At 74.8% G+C, this 20,751-nt stretch carries 22 protein-coding genes and 1 pseudogene; 16 read left to right on the top strand and 7 right to left on the bottom strand.

Annotated features, from left to right (window positions below):
* Positions 1–194: 194 nt before the first annotated feature.
* The 16 genes and pseudogenes from ACFHW0_RS13780 to ACFHW0_RS13705 all read left to right on the top strand — a co-directional run bounded on the left by ACFHW0_RS13780 (position 195) and on the right by ACFHW0_RS13705 (position 12,026).
* Positions 195–980: a DeoR/GlpR family DNA-binding transcription regulator gene (locus ACFHW0_RS13780; protein WP_091626905.1), complete on the top strand. Its 786-nt coding sequence runs from the start codon at positions 195–197 to the stop codon at positions 978–980.
* A gap of 168 nt (positions 981–1,148) precedes the next feature.
* Positions 1,149–2,159: an ATP-binding cassette domain-containing protein gene (locus ACFHW0_RS13775; RefSeq protein WP_416607660.1), complete on the top strand. Its 1,011-nt coding sequence runs from the start codon at positions 1,149–1,151 to the stop codon at positions 2,157–2,159.
* Complete coding sequence (locus tag ACFHW0_RS13770; protein ID WP_416607659.1) at positions 2,156–3,172, top strand: ABC transporter permease subunit; 1,017 nt, start codon at positions 2,156–2,158, stop codon at positions 3,170–3,172. Before ACFHW0_RS13775 ends, ACFHW0_RS13770 begins: the two co-directional genes overlap by 4 nt.
* A 242-nt stretch (positions 3,173–3,414) precedes the next feature.
* Positions 3,415–3,927, top strand: a complete 513-nt coding sequence (locus tag ACFHW0_RS13765) for a DUF3263 domain-containing protein (protein ID WP_416607658.1) — start codon at positions 3,415–3,417, stop codon at positions 3,925–3,927.
* A gap of 233 nt (positions 3,928–4,160) precedes the next feature.
* The gene (locus ACFHW0_RS13760; protein ID WP_416607657.1) at positions 4,161–4,895 is read left to right on the top strand and encodes a hypothetical protein; all 735 of its coding nucleotides are present in this window, start codon (positions 4,161–4,163) and stop codon (positions 4,893–4,895) included.
* Entirely contained in the window at positions 4,892–5,284 is a 393-nt protein-coding gene (locus ACFHW0_RS13755) for a phage holin family protein (protein ID WP_416607656.1), read from the top strand. Before ACFHW0_RS13760 ends, ACFHW0_RS13755 begins: the two co-directional genes overlap by 4 nt.
* Positions 5,285–5,306: 22 nt before the next feature.
* Positions 5,307–6,068: a DUF3618 domain-containing protein gene (locus ACFHW0_RS13750; RefSeq protein WP_416607655.1), complete on the top strand. Its 762-nt coding sequence runs from the start codon at positions 5,307–5,309 to the stop codon at positions 6,066–6,068.
* Positions 6,037–6,936, top strand: a complete 900-nt coding sequence (locus ACFHW0_RS13745) for a hypothetical protein (protein WP_416607654.1) — start codon at positions 6,037–6,039, stop codon at positions 6,934–6,936. Before ACFHW0_RS13750 ends, ACFHW0_RS13745 begins: the two co-directional genes overlap by 32 nt.
* Positions 6,937–7,187: 251 nt before the next feature.
* Positions 7,188–7,697 (top strand): GNAT family N-acetyltransferase, encoded by a 510-nt coding sequence (locus ACFHW0_RS13740; protein ID WP_416607653.1) that lies wholly within the window; start codon positions 7,188–7,190, stop codon positions 7,695–7,697.
* Between the two features lie 274 nt (positions 7,698–7,971).
* Entirely contained in the window at positions 7,972–8,463 is a 492-nt protein-coding gene (locus tag ACFHW0_RS13735) for a hypothetical protein (RefSeq protein ID WP_416607652.1), read from the top strand.
* A 2-nt stretch (positions 8,464–8,465) separates the two neighbouring features.
* Complete coding sequence (locus ACFHW0_RS13730) at positions 8,466–9,713, top strand: SRPBCC family protein (RefSeq protein WP_416607651.1); 1,248 nt, start codon at positions 8,466–8,468, stop codon at positions 9,711–9,713.
* Positions 9,714–9,796: 83 nt separating this feature from the next.
* Positions 9,797–9,925, top strand: a pseudogene (gene gvpJ, locus ACFHW0_RS13725) (gas vesicle protein GvpJ); the annotation flags it as partial.
* Between the two features lie 212 nt (positions 9,926–10,137).
* Complete coding sequence (locus tag ACFHW0_RS13720) at positions 10,138–10,893, top strand: GvpL/GvpF family gas vesicle protein (RefSeq protein ID WP_416607650.1); 756 nt, start codon at positions 10,138–10,140, stop codon at positions 10,891–10,893.
* Positions 10,894–10,896: 3 nt separating this feature from the next.
* The gene (locus ACFHW0_RS13715; protein WP_416607649.1) at positions 10,897–11,403 is read left to right on the top strand and encodes a gas vesicle protein GvpG; all 507 of its coding nucleotides are present in this window, start codon (positions 10,897–10,899) and stop codon (positions 11,401–11,403) included.
* Positions 11,363–11,710, top strand: coding sequence for a gas vesicle protein (locus tag ACFHW0_RS13710; protein WP_416607648.1), 348 nt, complete (start codon positions 11,363–11,365; stop codon positions 11,708–11,710). The genes ACFHW0_RS13715 and ACFHW0_RS13710 overlap by 41 nt, the downstream gene beginning before the upstream one ends.
* 1 nt (position 11,711) lies before the next feature.
* Positions 11,712–12,026, top strand: a complete 315-nt coding sequence (locus ACFHW0_RS13705; RefSeq protein ID WP_416607647.1) for a gas vesicle protein K — start codon at positions 11,712–11,714, stop codon at positions 12,024–12,026.
* Positions 12,027–12,110: 84 nt separating this feature from the next.
* Here ACFHW0_RS13705 and ACFHW0_RS13700 read toward each other — a convergent pair whose 3' ends face one another.
* From ACFHW0_RS13700 to ACFHW0_RS13670, 7 genes are read right to left on the bottom strand one after another with little or no spacing between them, the layout of a single operon-like run.
* Positions 12,111–14,429: an AAA family ATPase gene (locus ACFHW0_RS13700; RefSeq protein WP_416607646.1), complete on the bottom strand. Its 2,319-nt coding sequence runs from the start codon at positions 14,427–14,429 to the stop codon at positions 12,111–12,113.
* A 22-nt stretch (positions 14,430–14,451) separates the two neighbouring features.
* Complete coding sequence (locus ACFHW0_RS13695; protein WP_416607645.1) at positions 14,452–15,000, bottom strand: hypothetical protein; 549 nt, start codon at positions 14,998–15,000, stop codon at positions 14,452–14,454.
* A gap of 45 nt (positions 15,001–15,045) precedes the next feature.
* Positions 15,046–15,783, bottom strand: coding sequence for a GTP-binding protein (locus ACFHW0_RS13690; RefSeq protein WP_416607644.1), 738 nt, complete (start codon positions 15,781–15,783; stop codon positions 15,046–15,048).
* Positions 15,761–16,234, bottom strand: coding sequence for a DUF742 domain-containing protein (locus ACFHW0_RS13685; RefSeq protein WP_416607643.1), 474 nt, complete (start codon positions 16,232–16,234; stop codon positions 15,761–15,763). The genes ACFHW0_RS13690 and ACFHW0_RS13685 overlap by 23 nt, the downstream gene beginning before the upstream one ends.
* The gene (locus ACFHW0_RS13680) at positions 16,231–16,701 is read right to left on the bottom strand and encodes a roadblock/LC7 domain-containing protein (protein ID WP_366640084.1); all 471 of its coding nucleotides are present in this window, start codon (positions 16,699–16,701) and stop codon (positions 16,231–16,233) included. Before ACFHW0_RS13680 ends, ACFHW0_RS13685 begins: the two co-directional genes overlap by 4 nt.
* Positions 16,698–19,247: a nitrate- and nitrite sensing domain-containing protein gene (locus ACFHW0_RS13675; protein ID WP_416607642.1), complete on the bottom strand. Its 2,550-nt coding sequence runs from the start codon at positions 19,245–19,247 to the stop codon at positions 16,698–16,700. The genes ACFHW0_RS13680 and ACFHW0_RS13675 overlap by 4 nt, the downstream gene beginning before the upstream one ends.
* Positions 19,234–20,418: a hypothetical protein gene (locus tag ACFHW0_RS13670; protein ID WP_416607641.1), complete on the bottom strand. Its 1,185-nt coding sequence runs from the start codon at positions 20,416–20,418 to the stop codon at positions 19,234–19,236. Before ACFHW0_RS13670 ends, ACFHW0_RS13675 begins: the two co-directional genes overlap by 14 nt.
* Positions 20,419–20,751 lie beyond the last annotated feature (333 nt).

The following is a 20,751-nucleotide window of genomic DNA, read 5'->3' as shown; positions in this document are numbered from 1 at the left end:
GAGAACTCCTACGCAGGGGAGCGGTGCGCAATACGGCTCGTTAGAGCCGCCTTTCGCGCGTTATTCTGCGCGAAAGCGGCTGGCTGTGGCAACCAGCCCCGGCATCGCGCAAGCCAGGGTTTTGCGCCCTCGTAGTTTCGCGCACTACTGTGCACGCAATCAATCACCGACCGCGCAGTAACTGGAGGGCCCGGGTGGACCGGTACGCCAGATGGAACGCCCTGCTCGAGATGCTGACCGACAACGGCCGGGTCAGCGTCGAGGAGGCGGCCGAGCGGCTGGACGTCTCCCAGGCCACCATCCGGCGCGACTTCGACCAGCTCGCCCAGCAGCAGATGATCACCCGGACCCGGGGCGGCGCGGTCGCCAACGGCGTCTCGTACGACCTGCCGCTGCGCTACAAGACCGCCAAGCACTCGGCGGAGAAGCAGCGGATCGGCGCTGCCGCCGCGGCGCTGGTCTCGCCGGGCACCGTGGTGGGCCTCAACGGCGGCACGACCAGCACGGAGGTCGCCCGGGCCCTCGCCGTCCGGCCCGACCTGAACACCAGCGCCGAGGGTGCCCAGCTCACCGTGGTCACCAACGCGCTGAACATCGCCAACGAGCTGCTGGTCCGTTCCCGGATGAAGGTCGTGGTGGCCGGCGGCGTGGTGCGCCCGAAGTCGTTCGAGCTGGTCGGCCCGCTGGGTGGGGCGCTGCTGCGCGAGGTGACCCTGGACGTCGCCCTGCTCGGCGTGGACGCGATCGACCCGCAGCTCGGCGCCGCCGCCCACCACGAGGGCGAGGCGGCGATGAACAATCTGATGGTGGCCCGGGCCAAGCGGGTCGTGATCATCGCCGACTCGTCCAAGTTGGGTGGTCACGCCTTCGCCCGGATCTGCCCGGTGGACCGGGTGGAGACGCTGGTCACCGACTCCGGGGCCAACCCGGAGGTGGTGGAGGCGTTCCGCGCCGCCGGGGTGACGGTCATCTGCGCCTGAGGTAAGGGCCGGGGACGCCTTCTGGCCGGGGACGCCTCTTCCGGCGGCCGGCGCGGCAGTGGCCGTTCCGGTCACCCGTTCGGCGCGTCGGATGCATACCGGGTATTGCGGGCCGCTGCATACCGCGTATGGTGTCGCCTGTCATACACCCATCGGGGGAGGTGCAGCTTGCCAGCTGTCCTGGAGATCGACGGTCTCCGCAAGACGTACAAGAGCCGTCGGCGCGGCACCCGCAACGCGCTCGACGGTTTCGACATGCGGGTCGAAGAAGGGCAGGTGCACGGCTTCCTCGGCCCCAACGGGTCGGGCAAGACCACCACGCTGCGTACGCTGCTCGGCCTCATCCGGCCCGACGGCGGCCGGATGACGGTCCTCGGCCACGAGGTGCCCGCGGCGCTGCCCGCCGTCGCCGGTCAGGTCGGCGCGATCGTCGAGAGCCCGCAGTTCTTCCCGCACTTCACCGCGCGCGACACCCTGTCCCTGCTCGCCGGCGCGGGCGACGTGCCGCAGCAGCGCGTGGACGAGGTGCTGGAGCTGGTCGGGCTACGCGACCGTGCCGGCGAGCGGGTCAAGACCTACTCGCTCGGCATGAAGCAGCGGCTCGCCGTCGCCTCGGCCCTGCTGAAGAACCCGAAGCTGCTGATCCTCGACGAGCCGGCCAACGGCCTCGACCCGGGCGGCATCCGGGAGATGCGCACCCTGACGCGCAGCCTCGCCGAATCGGGGATGACCGTGGTGCTGTCCAGCCACATCCTCGGCGAGATCCAGCTGATCTGCGACTCCGTCACCATCATCTCGCTGGGCCGGCGGGTGGCCTTCGGGCCGGTGGAGCAGGTGCTCGCCCAGCACTCCTCGGGGGCGGTCCGGGTGCGGTTGGAGGCGGTCACCGACCTGCCGATCGCCGCCGAGGCGCTGACCCGCGCCGGGATCCGGGTGACCGGTCAGCCCGACCACCTGATGCTCGCCGGGGTCGACAAGCCGGCCACGGTGACCCGGCTCCTCGCCGACCAGGGCCTCTACGTCAGCGAGCTGGCGCCGGTCGCCGTCGACCTGGAGAGCGTCTTCCTCGAACTGACCGCCACCGCGCCGGTACCCGGCCAGCACCGGCAGGTCGACCAGTCCACGAAGGTCGGTGGCGCGGGGCAGCCCGGCGCCGCCGGAGGAGGGTGGGGCGCGTGAGCCTCTACCGTACGGAGCTGCGCCGGCTCACCAAGCGGCGCTTCACCCGCTGGATGAGCCTGCTGGGCCTGCTGGTGCTCGCGTTGGTGGTGATCGGGGTCTTCTTCACCAACGAGAAGATCGACGCCGCCGCGCTGGCGAAGGCCGAGCGCGCCGCCGAACAGCAGTGGCAGCAGGACGTCCGCCACAACGCGCAGTACCGCGCGGAGTGCGAGAAGGAGAAGGCCGCCGGAACGGCCCGGGCCGAGGACTTCCCGGAGGACTGCGCGAGCATCCAGCCGCCGCCCCGGGAGGCGATCGAGACGCAGTGGTTCCTGCCCTCCACGTTCGACTTCCGGGAGAACTTCGGTGACACGCTGCTGCCGCTCGCGGCGATCCTGGCGCTGGTCGGGTTCGTCGTCGGCGCCTCCTTCGTCGGGGCGGAGTGGAACACCGGCGGCATGATGAACCTGCTGCTGTGGCGGCCGAAGCGGCTGACCGTACTGCTGACGAAGCTGGCGGCGCTGCTCACCGGGCTGGTCGCCCTGGCGGTGCCCACGACGGCGCTCTGGTTCGGCAGCTTCTGGCTGGTCGCCACCTTCCGTGGCAGCACGGCGAAGATGACCTCCGGGGCGTGGCAGTCCTTCGCCCTGACCGGGCTGCGCGGGCTGATCCTCGCCCTGGTCACCGCGACCATCGGCTTCGCGCTCGCCTCGTTGGGGCGGCACACCGCGATGGCCCTGGGCGGGGTGATCGCCCTGATGGTGGTCGGCCAGTTCGGCCTCGGCATCCTGCTGGCGATGGCCGGCGTGCGCTTCGCCGAGGCCTGGCTGCTGCCCACCTACGCCGTGGCGTGGATGCAGAAGAAGGTGACGCTGGAGGACTGGAACACCTGCCAGGCGACCTACTTCGGTGAGTGCAAACCGGACACGCTCGACATCACCTGGCAGCAGTCCTCGGTGATGATGGCGGTCGGCTTCGTGGTGATCCTCGGCGCGGCCCTCTGGGCGATGCGCCGGCGGGACATCTCCTGACCGCGGGCGGTGCGACCGGCGGCTCTCCCCGGCCCCGGTCGCACCGCGCAAACCTTCGTGGGGATGACGAACCGGCGCACTCCGGGCGGATCCGGTGGATCCGCGCGACGGACACGACGTGAACCGGAGCGGTCACGTTCCGGCACTGTCGTCCGATGCGAACCGGGTCGGCCCTGGTTAGGCTGGTGTCCCCCACCGGTCGGCGTCGTGGTGTGCCGCCCGCCAGCCCCACGAGGAGCGCCATGCAGCCCGCCGACGCCGCCCCGGCCGCCACCGAGCCGTCCGTGACGGGTCGGCCCGGCGAAACCGGCGCGACCGTCGGGGCGGACCCCACCGGGGAGGCGCGGGACGCCGGCAGCGTCGTTCCCCAGCCGCGTACCGGTCCGGGCGCCGGGACGCCGACGGTCCCGCAGCCCCGCTCGGCGCCGGCGCCGGACGTCGCCGTGGCGGCGCCCCGCGAGGCCGGCGCCGACGCCCAGCCGGACCCGGTCACCCGCCCCGCCCCGGCGGACGCCCGGCCGGAGGATGGCCTCACCGAGCGTGAGCGCGGCATCCTCGCCTTCGAGCAGCAGTGGTGGCGGCACGCCGGCGCCAAGGAACAGGCCATCCGGGACACCTTCGGCCTCTCGGCCACCCGCTACTACCAGCTGCTCAACGCGCTGCTCGACAACCCGGCCGCCCTCGCCGCCGAACCGGTGCTGGTGGGGCGGCTGCGCCGGTTGCGATCCTCCCGGGCCCGCAACCGCCGCCGCTGACCGCTGTCGCACCCCGCGACCGGTCCCGGCCCCCAGGCCCCGTTACGACCGCCCGGTCCGGTGCCGTCAGCGCGCCGTTGCGCCCGGACGGACCACCGCTCCTACCCCCGCCACCGGCACGGAATGTCGGCGATCCGTGCGGGTACGCGGGTGTCGTTCCGGGCCGCGTCTCGCGGCCGGTTCACGTTCCGGGCCGTGACCCTGCGGCCCGGGGCCGACGGAGGGAGCGGGCGATGACGCAGATCAACCCGAGCCGGCCACCGGACGGTGCGACCGGCACCGCACAGCAGGCCCGGCAGGAGGCGTCCCGGGTCGGGCACCAGACGGCCCAGGTGGGCGGACACGTCGCGCACACGGCCGCCGAACAGGGCGGACAGGTGGCGTCGGAAGCCCGGCGGCAGGCGCACCACCTGACCGGCGAGGCAGGCACGCAGTTGCGTGACCAGGCCCGGGCGCAGAAGCACCGGGCCGCCGAAGGGCTGCGCGGCATCGGGCGCGAACTCAGCTCGATGGCGGAGCGGAGCGAGGACTCCGGGATGGCCGGCCAGGCGGTCCGCCGTGCGGCGGACGCCGCCCAGCAGGCGGCCGGCTGGATCGACGAGCGCGAACCCGGGGCGATGCTCGACGACGTGCGGTCGTACGCGCGCCGGCACCCGGGCACCTTCCTGGCCGGCGCGGCCCTGGCCGGCATGCTGGTCGGGCGGCTCACCCGGAACCTGACCGCCTCCGGCGACGGGGCGCGGGGCGCCGACCGGCCGTCGACCCCGCCGACCGCCGCGCCCACCGGGCCGGGCACCGCGCCCACCGGGCCGGCCGCCGCGGCCACCACGGCCGGGCCGCAGCCGTACGAACGGACGGTCGAGGCGCCGTACCTGCCGGAGGAGGCGTACACCGGGACGGCCCGGGTGCGCAACGCCTCACCGCCCAACCGGCAGGGGCCGGACATCCCCGGCGGGGTGGCGCCGTGAGCGCCCCCGAGAAGGAACGGACGCAGTCGGTCGGCGACCTGCTGGTCGAGGTGACCCGGGACTTCTCCACGCTGGTCCGCAAGGAGGTCGAACTGGCCAAGGCGGAGCTGCGCGAGGAGGCGGGCCGGGCCGGCAAGGTCGGCGGCATGTTCGGCGGGGCGGCGCTGGCCGGCTTCCTGACGGTGCTGTTCGTGTCGTACGCGCTGTGGTGGGGGCTGTCCAACGTGATGGACCAGGGCTGGGCGGCGCTGATCGTGGCCGTCATCTGGGCCGCCGTCACGGGTGGCCTGCTCAGCAGGGCGCGCAAGGAGATGGCGCAGCTCGGCTCGGTGCTGCCCCGCACGCAACAGACCGCGCGGGAGATACCGGACGCGATGCGAGGCCGGTGAACCAGCCGGGAGGGAGCAGATCATGTCCAACGATCCGGACCGGATCCGGTCGGAGATCGAGAACACCCGGAACGAACTGAGCAGCGACGTCGACGCGCTGGCCGACAGGGTCAATCCGCGGCGGATCGCCGGTGAGCGCGTCGGGCAGGCCCGCGGCGCGTTCACCCGGGCCAGGGAGAAGGTGATGGGCGTGCAGTCGGACGGGCACGGCACCGCACAGCGGATGTCGCACGCGACAGGTCAGCGGATCTCGCACGCGGCCGATTCGGCGCGGGGGCTCGGGGAACAGTCCCGGGACCAGATGTCGCACATGGCCGGGTCGGTGCGGGGGTTCGGGGAGCAGTCCCGGGACCAGGTGTCGCACATGGCCGGGTCGGTGCGGGAGGAGGCCCGCTCGCTCGGGCAGCAGTCCCGCCAGCAGGCGCAGGGCAACCCCCTCGCGGCCGGCCTGATCGCCTTCGGCGCCGGGCTGCTGGTCTCGTCGCTCATTCCGCCCAGCCGCCCCGAACGGCAGTGGGCCGGGCAGGCCAGGGAGATGGTCGGCGAGCACTCGGACCAGCTGCGGGCGCAGGCCGGACACCTGCGGGAGCAGGCCGGCCAGGTCGGTCGCGAGATGGGCCGCGAGGTGGGCCACAACCTGCGCGAGCCGGCGCAGGAGGCGGCCCGGGCGGTCGGTTCCACGGCCGTCAGTGGCGCCTCCGCCGTCCGGGATGAGGGCCGGTCGGCCGGCCATCAGATGCAGGGGCAGGCGCATGAGGCCGCCGACGACCTCCGTCGCCGCTGAGGCGACCCGGGTGGTCGGGGCGGCGCGGACGATGCGGGTACGCTCCGCGTCCGCGCCGCCCCCCGGCCGGGCGGTCAACGAGGACCTGGTCTTCCGGTTCGGGCCGCTGGTCGGCGTACTGGACGGCGCCACCGTGCCGGAGGGCTTCGACACGGGCTGCGTGCACGGCACCGCCTGGTACGTCCGGCACCTCGCGGCCCGGCTCGGGCTGGCGGAGGCGGCCCGCCCGACGGCGACCCTGATGAGCAACCTGGCGGCGGCGATCCTCGCGGTGCGGGCCGACCACGGCGACGAGTGCGACCTGGACCATCCGGGCACCCCGTCGAGCACGGTCTGCCTGCTCCGCGACGGCGGCGACCACGTCGACCACCTGGTGCTCTGCGACAGCCCGCTGGTGCTCGACGTCGGCGGCCGGGTCGCCGTGGTCACCGACGACCGGCTGGACGCCGCGACGGCGGAGCTGCGGGCCATGGTCGCGGCCCTGCCGGCCGGAGGCGTCGACCGGGTCGCCCGGTTCCGGCAGGCGGTCGACATGCAGCGGGCGCGGATGAACCGCACCCACGGTTACTGGGTGGCGGCGGCCGACCCGGACGCGGCGTTCCACGCGGTGACCGGGACCCTGCCGCTGCGGGGGCCGGGCGCGGTACGCCGGGCGGCGCTGCTCAGCGACGGCGCGTCGGCCCTGGTGGAGCAGTTCGGCGTCCTCGACTGGGCGGGGCTGCTGGACGTGGCGACCGTCGAGGGCCCGGGCGCGCTGATCGACCGGGTACGCGCCGCCGAGCGTGACCATCCGGACCGGTTGCGCCGGCACAAGGCGGCCGACGACGCCTCCGTGGTGCTCTGCGAGTTCGACGCCGAGGAGCCCTGACCGCCCCCCGGCAGACGGTCCGCCGTACGAGGCCGGCTGCTCGGCCTCGGCGGGGGGTCGCCGGGTCGAGGCCACCGACGAGCTGCACCCGCCCACCTCCCGCCCGCCCGTCGCCCCGGCCGGACGGGCGGTCGACAGCGGAGCGTGAGGCGGAACACGATGCGGGCCGACCGGCCGGTACCTTCCGCCGGACCGCCAGTCGGGGCCCGATGGGGTGGACTTGGGCCGGTGGGGCCGGCAGACTGCGGCACGTGGCGGGAACGGTGCGGCTGGAGCCGGTGGACGAGCAGAATCTGGAACCACTGCTCTCCGTAGCGGCTGCGGAAGCGGAGCCCGGCGACGTGATGCCGCCGGTGGAGGCCCCTGCGGGGTGGTCGTGCGCCCGGCGGGAGGCGTTCCGGGAGTTCCACCGGGCGAGCTTCGGGGGTCTGGACGGCCCGACCGGCACCTGCATGTACGCGATCCTGGCCGGCGGCGAGGTGGTCGGCATGATCCGGATGACCCGCCGCGACGAGCCGGGCACGGTCGAGACCGGGATGTGGCTGGGCCGCTCCGCCCGGGGTCAGGGAATCGGCGCGGTCGCTCTGCGTGAACTGTTGAACGAGGCGGCGGCGGCCGGAATGCGACTGGTGGTCGCGGAGACCACCGCCGACAACCATGGCGCCGTTTCCGTGCTGAAGAAGTGCGGCGCCAAATTGCACGAGAGTGGCGGCAAGGTGCAAGCAGAGATATGCCTCGATTCGACGCTGCCGGCCCTGTGACGCCCATTCCACGATTCTTTCCTCTCTGACGTTCTTCCTGTTCGGCGCTGCCTTGCTGTCCGGTTCGCCCGGCCTGGGAGATGCCTGCTCCAGTCCGTGTAAATGATGTCGACAAAGCGGCGACGTGTTTCGCCGATAGGTCAACGGGTACTGCCCGTCGGGTCCGATTAAACGGGACACCTGATGTGCGGTCCGGCGCGTGCTGATCCCCGGCGGCCATTCTTTCGACCATTGCCGTCAGGTGTCCGGCGCTCCGGGGAGCGGAGGAGAACTGATGAAGAGCGGAGCACGAATCGGGCTTGCGGTCGGCTTCGGCTACCTGCTGGGCCGCCGGCGGAAGCTGCGTACCGCCCTCACCCTGGCCGCCGCGGTCGCGGCCGGTCGGGCCAGTCGGGAGCCCGGCGGGCTGCTGAAGGCGGGCGGCAACCTGCTTCATAAGTCCCCCCACCTGAGCAACGTCGGCCGCCTCGGCGCCCCGCTGGCCGCCGCCTCCAAGGCGGCCGCGACCGCTGCTGCCGGCAGCGGCATCGATGCCATCAGCGGCAAGCTGCGCGGCTCGGCCGACGCGCTGCGTCGCAAGGGCGGGGCCGGCACCCCCGACGACGGCGACCGGCCGGACCGGGACACCGACGCCGGGCAGCAGAAGCGCGACGCGGACGCCGGGCAGCAGGACCGCGACGCCGACGGTGGGCAGCAGGACCGCGACGCCGACGGCGGGCAGCAGGGGCGCGACGCCGACGCCGACAACGAGCAGCGGGGGCGGTGACCATGCCGGACACGACGAACCCCGGCGGCCTCGGGAACAAGCTCCGGGGTCAACTCGCCGGTGAGGCGCGCAACCTGGCCAGCGCCATCGGCGAACGCGCGATGCAGGTGGTGACCGAGCGGATCACGGGCGCGACCGGCCGGCTCAGCGACTACGCGAAGCAGGGCGGCGGTCCCGGTCTGATCGCCGCCGCCACCGGCACGCAGAAGCTCGCCGAGGGCGGTTCACCGGTGAAGGCGATGGTCCATGCCGGGCTGGCCGGCGGTAAGGAGAAGGTCATGTCGGCGCTCGGCAAGGGCGGCAAGGGCGGCAAGGGCGGCGGCAAGAAGCTCAAGGTCACCAACATCGTGGAGGCGATCGAGGTCGGCGTGCCGGTCCGGGTCGCGTACGACCAGTGGACCCAGTTCGGCGACTTCCCGAGCTTCATGAAGAAGGTCGAGAACGTCGACACCGAGTCGGACGAGAAGCTGACCTGGAAGGCGCAGGTCTTCTGGTCGCACCGGACCTGGGAGTCCACCATCGTCCGGCAGATCCCGGACAAGCTGATCCACTGGCGCTCCAAGGGCGAGAAGGGCTCCGTCGACGGCACGGTCAGCTTCCACGAACTGTCGCCCGACCTGACCCGGATCCTGGTGGTGCTGGAGTACCACCCGCAGGGTCTCTTCGAGCACACCGGCAACCTGTGGCGGGCCCAGGGGCGCCGCGTCCGGCTGGAGCTGAAGCACTTCGTCCGGCATGTGATGACCCAGACCGTCCTCGATCCGGAATCGGTGCAGGGCTGGCGCGGCGAGATCGAGGACTCGCAGGTGGTCCGCGACCACGAGACCGCGCTGCGCGAGGAGCAGGAGGAGCGCGAGCGCCAGGAGGAGCGCGAGAGACAGCGGGAGGGCGAGGGGCCGGAGGAGCGCGCGCCGCGCGGCCGGCGTGAGCCCGAGCCCGAGGAGGAGGCCGAGGAGGAGCCGCGCGAGGAGCGCCGGCCCGCCGAGCGTGGCCGCCGCCGGCCGCCCCAGCGCCGTCGCCCGGCCGAGGACGAGGAGTACGAGGACGAGTACGACGAGGGCGACTACGACGAGTACGAGGACGAGGAGCCGGAGGAGGAGCAGCCCTCGCCGCGCCGCCGTGCCCCGGAGCGGGCCCGCCGTCCGCAGCCCCGCGAGGAGCCCCGTTCCCGTGAGGAGCCCCGCGCCCGCCGTTCCCCGGAGGCGCCCCGGCGACCCGTGGTTCGCCGTCGACGGGAGGAGCGGGAGTGACGATCGCGACGAGTGAGGGTCAGGCCGGCGGCGCCCTGGAACGCGGCGGTGCGGGCTCCAGCCTGGCCGATGTCGTGTAGACCGTGCTGGACAAGGGCGTGGTGATCGACGCCCAGGTCTCGGTCGCCGTGGTCGGCATCCAGCTACTGGAGATCAACGCCCGGATCGTCATCGCCAGCGTGGAGACCTACCTGCGCTTCGCCGAGGCGGTCGACCGGTTCGACATCACGCCCAAGAACCAGAAAGGGCTGCCGGACCTGGTCGAGGGAGCCTCCGGCGCGGTCGGTGCCGGCAAGGCGGCGTCCGGGATCGGCAGGACGGTGGGCGCGATCGGCGGCGCAGTCAAGGACGCCGTCGACGAGCTGGGCTCGGACGAGCGGGACCGGGAGCGGCCCCGGCGGCGCCGGGACGAGGAGCGCTGAGCATGGCCGAGGAAACCGGGATGTTCATCTACGGCATCGTGCCCTCCGACGTGGAGGCGACCCCGGACGCCGCCGGGGTCGGCGACCCGCCCGGAGAGGTGGCGGTGGTTCGGCACGGCGACCTGGCCGCGCTGGTCAGCGAGGTGAGCCTGACCGCGCCGATCGGCCGGCCGGCGGACCTGACCGCGTACCAGGAACTGGTGGACAGTACGGCGGCCGTGGCGCCGGTGCCGCCGGTGCGCTTCGGCACGGTCGTCACCGGGTCCGACGCGGTCGCCGACCTGCTGGACGCGCACCACGACCGCTTCGCCGCCGCCCTCGACGAGTTCGAGGGCCGGATCCAGTACACGGTGCACGGGCGCTACGACGAGGCGAACCTGATCGCGGCGGTGCTGGCGGACAATCCCGCCGCCGCCGAGCTGGCGGACCAGGTGCGTGGGCAGCCGGAGGCGGCCACCCGCCCGCAGCGGATCCGGCTCGGCGAGATCATCAGCCAGGCGGTGGAGCTGCGTCGGGAGGCGGAGAACCGGCAACTGGTCGACACCCTCGGTCCGCTCGTCGTGGCGAGCGCGCCCCGTGCGCCGAGCAACGAGCTGGACGCGTCGAACGCCGCCTTCCTGGTCGACCAGGACCGGGAGGACGAGTTCGTCTCGGCGGTCGAGGAGTACGCCGAGCAGCGCCGCGAGCTGATCCGGATGCGGCTGCTCGGCCCGCTCGCGCCGTACGACTTCGTCAGCGCCCACCAGTTGATGGGGTGACCGGTGGACATCCTGTGGACGCTGCTGACCCTGCCGTACGCGCCCATGCGGGGGCTGACCGCGATGGTGAAGGTGATCGCCCGGGAGGCGGAGTCACGGCAGCACAACCCCGTCGACGTCCGGCGGGAACTGGAGGCGCTGGACGCGGCGGCGGCCGCCGGCGAGATCAGCGCCGCGGAACGGGACCGGGGGCAGCAGCAGGTGCTGGAGCGGCTGACCGGCGGTGCCCGATCCGTGCCGGCGCCCGCCCGGGGCCGGACCCCGGCCCGGAACGGCCCCGGGTTCCGTCGGGAGAACGGCGGGACCCGGCAGCAGCCCGGTACGGAACGGGCGCGGCAACCCGGCACGGGCCGGGCACGGCAGGGCGCCACGGAACGGGCACGGCAGGCCGGTACGGATCGGGCGCGGCAGACCGGCACGGATCGGGCGCGACGGGTGCCGCGCGGCGGCGGCGAGGGAGGTGAGCGCGGTGGTGAACCTGATCCGCGGCGACGGCGGTCGGACGCGTAGGAGTGAGCCCGTCGACGACCGGTACGACGACGGGGAGGAGTACCTCGAACCGATCTCGGCCGCCGAGGCGGCGCGCGAGGGGATGCGGCAGATCGTCGAGTTGACCGGCCGGGATCCGGTGGGGACCACCTCGCTGAAGTCGTCGCGGGACGGCTGGCTGGTCGGGGTGGAGGTCATCGAGGACCGGCGGATCCCCAACTCCACCGACCTGCTCGGCCTCTACGAGGTGGAGCTGGACCTGGAGGGCGGCCTGCTCGGCTACCGGCGGGTGCGGCGCTACCAGCGCGGGAAGGGCGAGGTGGGTTGAGGTGAGCGACACCCGGTGGCAGCCGCCCCGGGTGACGCCGCTGGACCGCCGGCTGGTCGTCGACCGGGACTCCGTCGAGCGGGGGCTGGCCAGCCTCGTGCTCACCGTGATCGAGCTGCTGCGGCAGCTCATGGAGCGACAGGCGCTGCGCCGGGTCGACCTCGGCGACCTCACCGAGGAACAGGTCGAGCGGATCGGCACCACGCTGATGGCCCTCGAGGAACAGATGACGGGGCTGCGCGAGTACTTCGGCCTCACCCCCGAGGACCTGAACCTCGACCTCGGGCCCCTCGGCCCCCTCCTGCCCACCGATTGACGGATCGTCCGCGACATCAGCCCGACAGCGCCCCGGCGGGCACACCCTCGCCCCCGGCGGGGCCGCGCCGTGGGACGCCGGCGCTCAGCCGCCCCGCTTCTCGGCGTACGCGGCGAGCCAGGCGACCTGGGCCGCGTCCAGGGACGGGCGGACCCGGGCGCGGGCCGCCGCCACGTGCGCGGCCGTGACCGTGGACGCCGTCAGCGACTCCCGCATGGCGGCCAGGGCCGCCTCCCGCACCAGCGCGGCACAGTCCGCCGCCGAGAAGCCGTCCAGCTCCCCGCCCAGCTCCACGAGGTCCACCTCGGGCGCCAGCGGCACGTTCCGCGCCGAGGCGCGCAGGATCTCCGCCCGCGCCGGCCCGTCCGGCGGCGGCACGTAGACCAGCCGTTCCAGCCGTCCCGGGCGCAGCAGCGCCGGATCGACCAGGTCGGGGCGGTTCGTCGCGCCGACCACCACCACGTTGCGCAGCGTCTCCACGCCGTCCAGCTCGGTCAGCAGCGCGGCCACCACCCGGTCGGTGGTGCCGCCGTCGCTGGCCTGGCCGCGTACCGGGGCGAGCGCGTCCACCTCGTCCAGGAAGATCAGCGTTGGCGCGGCCTCCCGGGCCCGGCGGAACAGCTCGCGGACCGCGCGCTCGCTCTCGCCGACCCACTTCGACAGCAGCTCCGCGCCCTTGACGGAGAGCACGTTCGCCCGCCCGGAGCCGGCCAGCGCCGTGACGAGGTAGGTCTTGCCGCAGCCCGGCGGGCCGTAGAGGAGCACTCCGCGCGGCGGCTGCACGCCGAGCCGGGCGAAGGTGTCCGGGTAGGTCAGCGGCCAGAGCACCGACTCCGTCAGCGTCTCCTTGACCTCCGTCAGGTCGCCCACGTCGTCCAGCGTCACCGAGGCCAGCTCCAGGGTGGAGGCGGCCATGGTGGTCGGGCGGACCACCTCCAGCGCGGCGCTGAAGTCGGCCATCGCCACCGTCGGCGTCTCGGCCGACTTCTGCCGCAGCGCCGCGCGCACCCCGGCCTCGCGCAGCAGTGCGGCCAGGTCGGCGGCGACGAAGCCGGGGGTACGCCCGGCGACCTCGTCGAGCCGCACGTCGTCGGCGAGCGGGACCTGCCGGGTCAGCACCGTCAACTGCTCCCGGCGCAGGGCCGCGTCCGGCAGCGGCACGCTGATCCGCAGCGAGAGCAGGTCCGGGGCGCGCAGCGCGGGGTCGACGGCCTCCGGCCGGCCGGTGGTGCAGACGACCGCCGCCCCCGCCCGTACGGTCTCGGCGACCACCTGCCGGAACACGGTCGCCACCGGCCCCGGCCCGTCCGCCGGGGCGAGCGCCTCCACGTCGGTGACCAGCAGCACCCCGGGGCCGTCCGCGCGCGCCTCGGTCGCGGCGGCGCGCAGCCGGTCGGCGGCGGCCTGGTTGGTCAGCGCGGCCACCTCGGGGGCCCAGAGCGGGCTGACCCGGGCCCCGACCCGGGCGGCCACGGCCCGCACGAGCGCCGCCTTGCCGGAGCCGGCCGGCCCGGCGACCAGCACGCCCAGCGAGACGGTCGTGCCCAGCCGGCCGAGCACCTCCCGGTGGTGGAAGCCGAGGTCGAGCAGCTCCGTCAGTTCCTCGGCCTGCGCCCGCAGCCCGGGCAGCTCGTCCACCGCGGGCGGCGCGTCGTCGACGCTCCCGGCGGTCCGTCCGGTGGCGTCCACGGCGCCCCGGGGGCGTACGTCCGCCGGGCCGGCGCCCGTGGCGGGCCCCCGGTCCGGGGCGGCCCCGTTCGCCGTCGGGCCGGCGGCGTCGAGGCGTCGCCCCCGCGCGGCGGGTCCGGTGCCGGCGGAGCCGTGGGTCGCCTGACCGTGCTCCCAACCGACCACCGTGTCCATCGTGACCAGCGATCCGGTGTCGGGCTCGGCGGCGACCACGGCGAGCAGCGTGCTGGTCCAGGCGTACCCGACGCTGTTGGAGAGGCTGCGCCGGGCGGCCTCCACCAGGCTGCGCACCGAGGCGTCGGGCAGCACGTCCTGCGGCAGCAGCGACACGTCGTCCCCGGTCGTCACCACCTTGCCGAGCAGGGCCAGCCGGAGCATCTCGGGCGAGACGACGGCGGCGATCTGCGCCGGACCGGCGAGGAGCACCCGACGGGCCGGCGTGACCGGCAGGCGGCTCACCGTCACCTGGGCGCCGTCGCGGATGCCGAGGTTGCCCAGCATCAGGTCGTCGGCGTAGAGCAGCGCGGTGCTGGCGGTCGGCTCGGCCGGCGCGACGATGCCGGCGGTCACCCGCCGGCCCGCCAGCCGCACCGGGTCGCCGGGACGCAGCGCCAGCGCGGTGAGCACCTCCGGGTGCAGCCGGACGACGCCCCGTCGGGCGTCGAGGGCCGCCGGCCGCAGGCTCGCGGTCAGGGTCAGGTCGGGTTCCGCCACCGCCCGACCCTAGCCGCCGTGGTCACCCCCTGCCCGCCCCCGGCGCGTTCCGTGCTCCGCGAGGAGCGTCACCGTCCCCGAGCAGGGAGGGGTCGCTGCGGATCAGCTCGGCCAGCCGTGCCGCCGGGTCGGGGGTCAGCCCCTCCCGGGCCGGAGTCCAGGCCGGCACCGTCTTGACCGACATCGGCCACGCCGGCGGCGGCGTGGGGGACTCCGCGTCGACCGTCACGCCCGCGTCGGTCCAGGCGACCCGCAGCGGGTACGCCTGCCCGTCGTGCTCGACCCGGATGCTGACCGCCGTGCCGGGGTGGCCGGCCACCACCCGACGGACCGCCTCGGCGATCTCCAGCACGGGGTCACGGGGTTCCCCGCCCCGCCGCGGGTCGGCCCAGCCGGGCCCGGCGTTGCGCCCCTCGCCCCGGACGTCGGCGCGCCCCGCGTCGGATCCGCCCCGCGCCTCCGACGCCGCGACGGACTCCCCGCCCGTCGCCTCCGCGTCGGCCGCCCGCCGCCGCAGTGCCTCCTCGCGGCGGGCCATCCGGGCCAGTGTCTCGTCCAGTCCACCTCTCATCACGACCACCCCTTCTCGTGAAACGGGTCGAACCGCCGGAACGGTTCAGGACTTCCCCTCCCGGGTGGCCCGCTCGAGTGCGCGGTCCAGGACGACCAGCAGGGCGTCCCGCACCGAGAGCCGGTCCCGGGCGTCGAACTGCACCAGGGGCACGTGGTCGCCGACGGCCAGCGCCCACCGGATCGCGTCGAGGTCGTGCGCCAGCCGCCCGTCGAAGGCGTTCACCCCGACCACGAAGGGCAGGCCGGCCCGCTCGAAGAAGTCGATCGCCGGGTAGCAGTCGTCCAGCCGGGCGCTGTCCACCACGACGAGGGCGCCGAGCGCCCCCCGGGCCAGGTCGTCCCACATGAAACCGAACCGGGCCTGCCCCGGCGTGCCGAACAGGTACAGCTTCAGGCTGCGGTCGATGGTGACGCAGCCGAAGTCCATCGCCACCGTGGTGGTGGTCTTCGCGGAGCGTACGCCCGGGTCGTCGACGCCGATCCCGGCGGTGGTCATCTCCGCCTCGGTGGTCAGCGGGGCGATCTCGGAGATCGCGCCGACCGTGGTGGTCTTGCCGACCCCGAAGCCGCCGGCGATGAGGATCTTGACCGGGATCGGCGGTGCGGCGGCCGGTGCCGGCCGGGGCACGGCGGCCACCCCGGTGGCCGACGCCCGGTGCGGCGGCGGAGCGGACGCGGCGGGTTGCGGCCCCGTGGGGGAGCCGTACCGGGCGGCGGCGCTGTTGGCGGCGATCCCGCCCAGCGGGGCGACCGGCCATTCAGGAGATCGCACGGAGTCCATCAATCACTCGCAGGATGATGTCGGGATCGAGGGCGTCGGCGCCCTCGTGCACGTCCAGGTGGCCGGCGGCGCGGAGGTCGCCGACCAGCACCCGGGTCACGCCGAAGTGCAACCGGGTACGGGCGGAGATCTCGGCGACCGAGATCGGCTCGTCGCAGAGCGAGACGATCGCCTGCAACTCGGGCGCCAGCCAGGTCAGCGGCGCCGCCCGGTCGGCCGCCGGCCGGGCTGTCACCTGCGTCTCCAGCCCGATCGCCGGGTCGGCGCCGGTCACCCGCCCGGCGGTGAGCACGAACGGGCGCGGGCCGGCGGGCCCGTCCTCGGTCGTCGGCGCGGCCGTGGTGGCCGGCAGGCCGGGCCGGGCGTCGTGCGGGGACGACGCGCGCAGGTAGGGCCGGATCCGGACCGTGGGTTCCGGGTCCGGCCCCTCGCCGGCGACCTCGGGGGTCATTGCTGGGCGGCGTTCTTCAGTTCGGCGATCAGTCTCGGGGTGAGGGCGCCACCGGCCCGCCCGGCGAAGAGCGTCATCTCGTAGGCGACGGTGCCGAGGTTCGCCGAGCGGTCGGCGACCACCCCGAGCACGGAGCCACTGCTGATCGCGCTGATCAGCAGGTAGCCCTCGGCCATGTCCACGACCACCCGGTTCAGCCCGCCGAGGGCGTACCAGCTCGCGGCGCCGCCGGCGAGGCTCGTCATGCCGGAGACCACCGCGGCGAGCCGCTCCGCGTTGGAGCGGTCCTTGATCGCCGACATGGCCATCAGCAGCCCGTCCGACGAGACGGCGATGGCCTCCAGCACGCCGGCCGTGCTGGAGGTGAAGGAGTCCAGCAACCAGTTGAAGGTGCGCGCCTCCGGGCTCAGGTCCCCTGCGCCCGGGTTCTGGTGGTCGACGTTGTCGTGCGGGAAGGGGCTGGTCACCGTGATGTTCCCTCTTCGTAGCGGCGGTCTTGGTTGACTTCACGCAGAGCGCGGGCGACGCCCGCCTCGAACGCGGTGAGGAGGTCGCGGACCTCGTCCGGGTTCTCCGGTGGGCTGTCGGGCTGTCGGGCCGGCGTGGCGGTCAGGTTCGCCCCGGGCACCCGCCGGGTCAGCCCGGCCGGCGCGCTGCCGGCCGGCGCGCTGCCGTCCGGCGTGTGCCGGCCCAGCTCGGCCCGGCGTACGCCCGACTCGACGGCCTCGACGAGGGCGCGGGCGGCGGCCGGGTCCGCGTCGGCGGCCTCCACCGGTCCGGGCTGCGGCGGGGCGGCCGGCGGCCCGGCCGGGCGCAGCGTGGCGCCGGGTACCCGCTGCCGGATGCCCCGCGAGGCGACTGCGGCCGGTGCCCGTGGCTCGGTGCCGGCCGGTGCCCGCAGCTCGACGCCGGTCGGCCCGCCACCGGAGCTGAACGCGTCCCAGGAGGCGCCGGACTCCAGGCTGCGGGTGGCGCGGCTCAGCAGCGCCGCGTCGAACCCGGACGGCGCAGCCTCCGGGGCCGCCCCGACCACCGCGTCGGACCCGGCCGGGGTCGCGCCGACCACCGCGCGGGGCCGGACGGCCTCCGGCGCGTCGGGCGGGCGCCGGTCGCGGGCGGGTACGGCGGCCCGGGCCACGGTCACGCCGGCCCGCTCGGCGCGGTGGACCACCAGCGACGTCTCCGGGACGTCCAGGTGCGCGGTCACCCCGCCGCCGGCGGTCGGCGTCAGTCGCACCTCCCAGCCGTGCCGGCGGGCCAGCCGACCCACCACGAAGAGCCCCAGCACCTCGGTCGGCGCGAGATCGAGCCGCTCCCGCCGGGTGAGCCGGGCGTTCTCCTCCGCCAGCCGTTCCGGGGCCATGCCGATGCCCCGGTCCACCACGGTCAGCCGGGCGCCGGAGCCGGTCGGCTCGCCGCCCACGGTGACCCGGGTGTGCGGCGGGGAGAAGACGGTCGCGTTCTCCATCAGCTCGGCCAGCGCCAGGACGAGGTCGCCGACGGCGCCGGGCGCCACCGACACGCCGGGCGGGACCTGCACGTCGACCCGGGTGTAGTCCTCGATCTCGCCGAGCGCCAGCCGGACCACGTCCCCGAGCGGCACCGGCGCCACGTGGGGGTCGGCGCCGGCCGAGCCGGAGAGCACCACCAGGCTGCCGGCGTTGCGGCGCAGCCGGCTGGAGATGTGGTCGAGCCGGTACAGGTGCTCCAGCCGACCGGGGTCGGTCTCCTGCCGTTCCAGCCGGTCGATCAGCGCGATCTGCCGGCCGACGAGGTTCTGCGTACGGCGGCCGACGTGGCCGAACATCTGGGCCACGTTGCGCCGGCCGGCGACCTGCCGTTCCACGAGCCGGGCGGCGGTGCTCTGCACCCGGTCGAACGCGCGGGCCAGGTCGCCGATCTCGTCGCGGGCGCGCACGTCGACCGGGTCGAGGCGTACCGGCGCGGCGCCCTCGGTCTCGTCGTCGGCGACCCGGGTCAGCTCCGCCTCGGCGACCCGGGCCACCCGGTCGGCGGAGCGGGTGAGCCGGGTCAGCGGCCGGGCCACCGTCCGGGCGACGGCCGCGCTGAGCAGCACCACCAGGGCGAGGATCAGGGTGACGATCCCGCCCACCAGGTACGCCTCGGTCAGCGCCCGGCGTTGCTGCCCGCTCACCTCGGCGATGACGTCGGCGACGAGCTTCTTCTCGATGAACTGCCCGAAGGTGATCATCGAGCGGACCGACGGGAAGAGCGCGTCCAGCGGGATGTCCCTGGTCGCGCCGGCCGGGTCCAGTGCGCTCCTGGTGAGGAAGTCCGCGCTGGTCCGGGCGGCCACGGCCGCGTCGTTGAGCGTCACCAGCTTCAACTGCTCCGGCGTGATCAGGCTGCGGAACCCCTGGTTGTCCGCCCGCAGCCCGGCCATGCAGGCGACGTACGAGGCGCTCGCCCGGGGGGAGCCGGTGGCCTTGACGAGCACGATGAGGGTGGCGCAGGCGCCCATCGCCTCGTCGACGCGGAGCAACCCGTCCAGGGCCAGCACCTGCCGCCCGGCCGCCGTGCCGGTGTCCACCCCGAACGGCAGCCGCAGCGCGTCGATCAGTCCCGTGCTGACCGGCCCGTATGCGGCCATGATCTGGTCCGGGGTCGCGGTGCCGGCGAGCACCGCGGCACGCAGGTCGGTGAGCCCGCGTACGCCGTGCAGGGCCTCGGTGACCTCCGGCGGCAGCAGGCCTGCCGGGGCGGCCCGCAGGTCGGCGACCCGGTCGTCCACGCCGGCGGTCTTCTGCATCAGCTCGGTCCGGGTGACCCGGCCGAGCAGCAGCCCGACCGAGAGGACGCGCTCCTGTTGCAGGTCCTGCACGAGGCTGCCGATCCGGCTGGCGACGCGGACCCGGTCGGCGATGTCGCCGGCCCGTTGCGCGGCAGCCACACGGTCGAGGACCGCCGGCACGGCCAGCGCCACCATGCTCAGCAGCGGGATGACCACGAGCAGTGCGAGCTTGCCCCGGATGCGGAGCCTAGCGAGCAGCATCGAAGGTCCCCCACTGCGTGCTCCCGGGCTCGCGGGTCGCCCCCGCCGGCTGGAGCTGACGCGGTTCCGTGACCCGGGCGGCGCCCGGCTGCCACGGCGTGTCCTCCGGCGGGGCGTCGGCGCCGTACCGCCCCCGCCGGGCCTGTGCCGCGCGCCCGGAGGCCCGCCGCACGGCGGCGAGCCACACCGCGCCCAGTGCCGCCCAGAGCAGGACGGCCAGCACCCCGGCCGCCACGGTCAGCCAGCGGTCCCGGTCCAGGTCGCGGGAGCGCGCGGCGAGCAGCGCGTCGAGTTCGTCCAGGATGACGGGTTGGAGCTGCTCGGCGGCGGTCTGCGCGTTCAGCCGGGCGCCGGCGATCCGCGCCTGGTCGGTCTCCGCGTCGCGACCGGTTGGCGCGGAATGGGCCGCCAACGCCTCGACGGCCCGCTGGTAGGTGTCGAGCGGGTTCAGCACGCTCGGGCCGAGGTCGGCGCTCTCCGAGCTGTCCACGGCGGCCCGGAGGTCGGTGACCAGGTCGCCGGCCGGGGTGAGGAGGCCCACCCGGAGGGCGGCGATCTCGACGGCGGTGCGGTTCCGGTCGGCGGCGGGCCGGCGCGCGGCGAGCACGGCCAGGTCGGCCAGTCGTCCGGTCGCCACGACCGTCTCGGGCAGGTCCCGGCTCGCGTGCTGGAGGAAGAAGGAGTCCGGCCGGGGGTCGCGGACGAGCCCGGACGTCTCCCGGACCTTGCCGTGCAGGGCCAGCAGCAGGTCGGCGGCCTCGCCGTACGCGGTGAAGGCCGCCTCCGGGTCGGCGGGGCCGCGGGCGCCCAGCGCCTCGATCCTGGCCCGCAGGCCCGCCCAGCGTTCCTGGGTGCGCAACTCGTCGCCGATCCGCGCGTCGACGGAGGCGGCGGCCTCGACCGCGCGGGTCAGCGCCTCGCTGGTGACGGGCCGGGCGGCGACGGCGGCGGACTGGGCGTCGACCAGGGCGTGGGTGACCGGGGCGAGGGCGCGCAGGTACTCCACGCCCAGCCGTTCCCGCCCGGCCAGGTCCCGGTCGTCGGCCGTGAGCTGCCAGGTCTGGACGAAGAGCAGGGTCATCGGCGCGAGCAGCGCGACGAGGAGCAGCAGCGGCAGTACGCGGCCCACCGCGGTGGGCCGCCGGCGGGCCGGCGGTGCGGGGACGGTCATGTCTGTCTCCTCCGGCGGGAGCACGGGATCGGTGGGGGTGTCGGGGGTCGACGCTGAAGTCCCGTGCACCGGACCGGAAAACTAACCGACCAGCGGGGGCCGTTCCGGCCGCCGGACGGTCAGCTTTGCGTCATGAAGCCCGAAGTAACCGGTCGGTCATCTGCCGGGCACCGTGCGTGCCGGGCCAGAGAGTGACAAGGATGGATCGGAGTGGATTTCCGACGAACATCGGAATTCACGTGATCCGAATTCATCTCCGTGAGACGGTCTGGACCGCGCCGGTGCGACGCCGATCGGATCAACCGGACGGACGTACGGAGGATCTCAGCCAAC

This window comes from Micromonospora sp. LOL_025 (assembly GCF_048060285.1).
GTDB lineage: Bacteria > Actinomycetota > Actinomycetes > Mycobacteriales > Micromonosporaceae > Micromonospora.
The sequence above is the reverse complement of the archived record's forward strand: the minus strand, read 5'-3'. Positions and strand labels throughout refer to the sequence as shown.

What these genes read in the sequence shown, in the direction of transcription:
- ACFHW0_RS13765 (WP_416607658.1), top strand. Translation starts at nt 3,415, where the DNA reads ATGCAGCCCGCCGACGCCGCCCCGGCCGCCACCGAGCCGTCCGTGACG.
- ACFHW0_RS13760 (WP_416607657.1), top strand. Translation starts at nt 4,161, where the DNA reads ATGACGCAGATCAACCCGAGCCGGCCACCGGACGGTGCGACCGGCACC.
- ACFHW0_RS13750 (WP_416607655.1), top strand. Translation starts at nt 5,307, where the DNA reads ATGTCCAACGATCCGGACCGGATCCGGTCGGAGATCGAGAACACCCGG.
- ACFHW0_RS13745 (WP_416607654.1), top strand. Translation starts at nt 6,037, where the DNA reads ATGAGGCCGCCGACGACCTCCGTCGCCGCTGAGGCGACCCGGGTGGTC.
- ACFHW0_RS13735 (WP_416607652.1), top strand. Translation starts at nt 7,972, where the DNA reads ATGAAGAGCGGAGCACGAATCGGGCTTGCGGTCGGCTTCGGCTACCTG.
- ACFHW0_RS13730 (WP_416607651.1), top strand. Translation starts at nt 8,466, where the DNA reads ATGCCGGACACGACGAACCCCGGCGGCCTCGGGAACAAGCTCCGGGGT.
- ACFHW0_RS13720 (WP_416607650.1), top strand. Translation starts at nt 10,138, where the DNA reads ATGGCCGAGGAAACCGGGATGTTCATCTACGGCATCGTGCCCTCCGAC.
- ACFHW0_RS13695 (WP_416607645.1), bottom strand. Translation starts at nt 15,000, where the DNA reads ATGAGAGGTGGACTGGACGAGACACTGGCCCGGATGGCCCGCCGCGAG.
- ACFHW0_RS13690 (WP_416607644.1), bottom strand. Translation starts at nt 15,783, where the DNA reads ATGGACTCCGTGCGATCTCCTGAATGGCCGGTCGCCCCGCTGGGCGGG.
- ACFHW0_RS13685 (WP_416607643.1), bottom strand. Translation starts at nt 16,234, where the DNA reads ATGACCCCCGAGGTCGCCGGCGAGGGGCCGGACCCGGAACCCACGGTC.
- ACFHW0_RS13675 (WP_416607642.1), bottom strand. Translation starts at nt 19,247, where the DNA reads ATGCTGCTCGCTAGGCTCCGCATCCGGGGCAAGCTCGCACTGCTCGTG.
- ACFHW0_RS13670 (WP_416607641.1), bottom strand. Translation starts at nt 20,418, where the DNA reads ATGACCGTCCCCGCACCGCCGGCCCGCCGGCGGCCCACCGCGGTGGGC.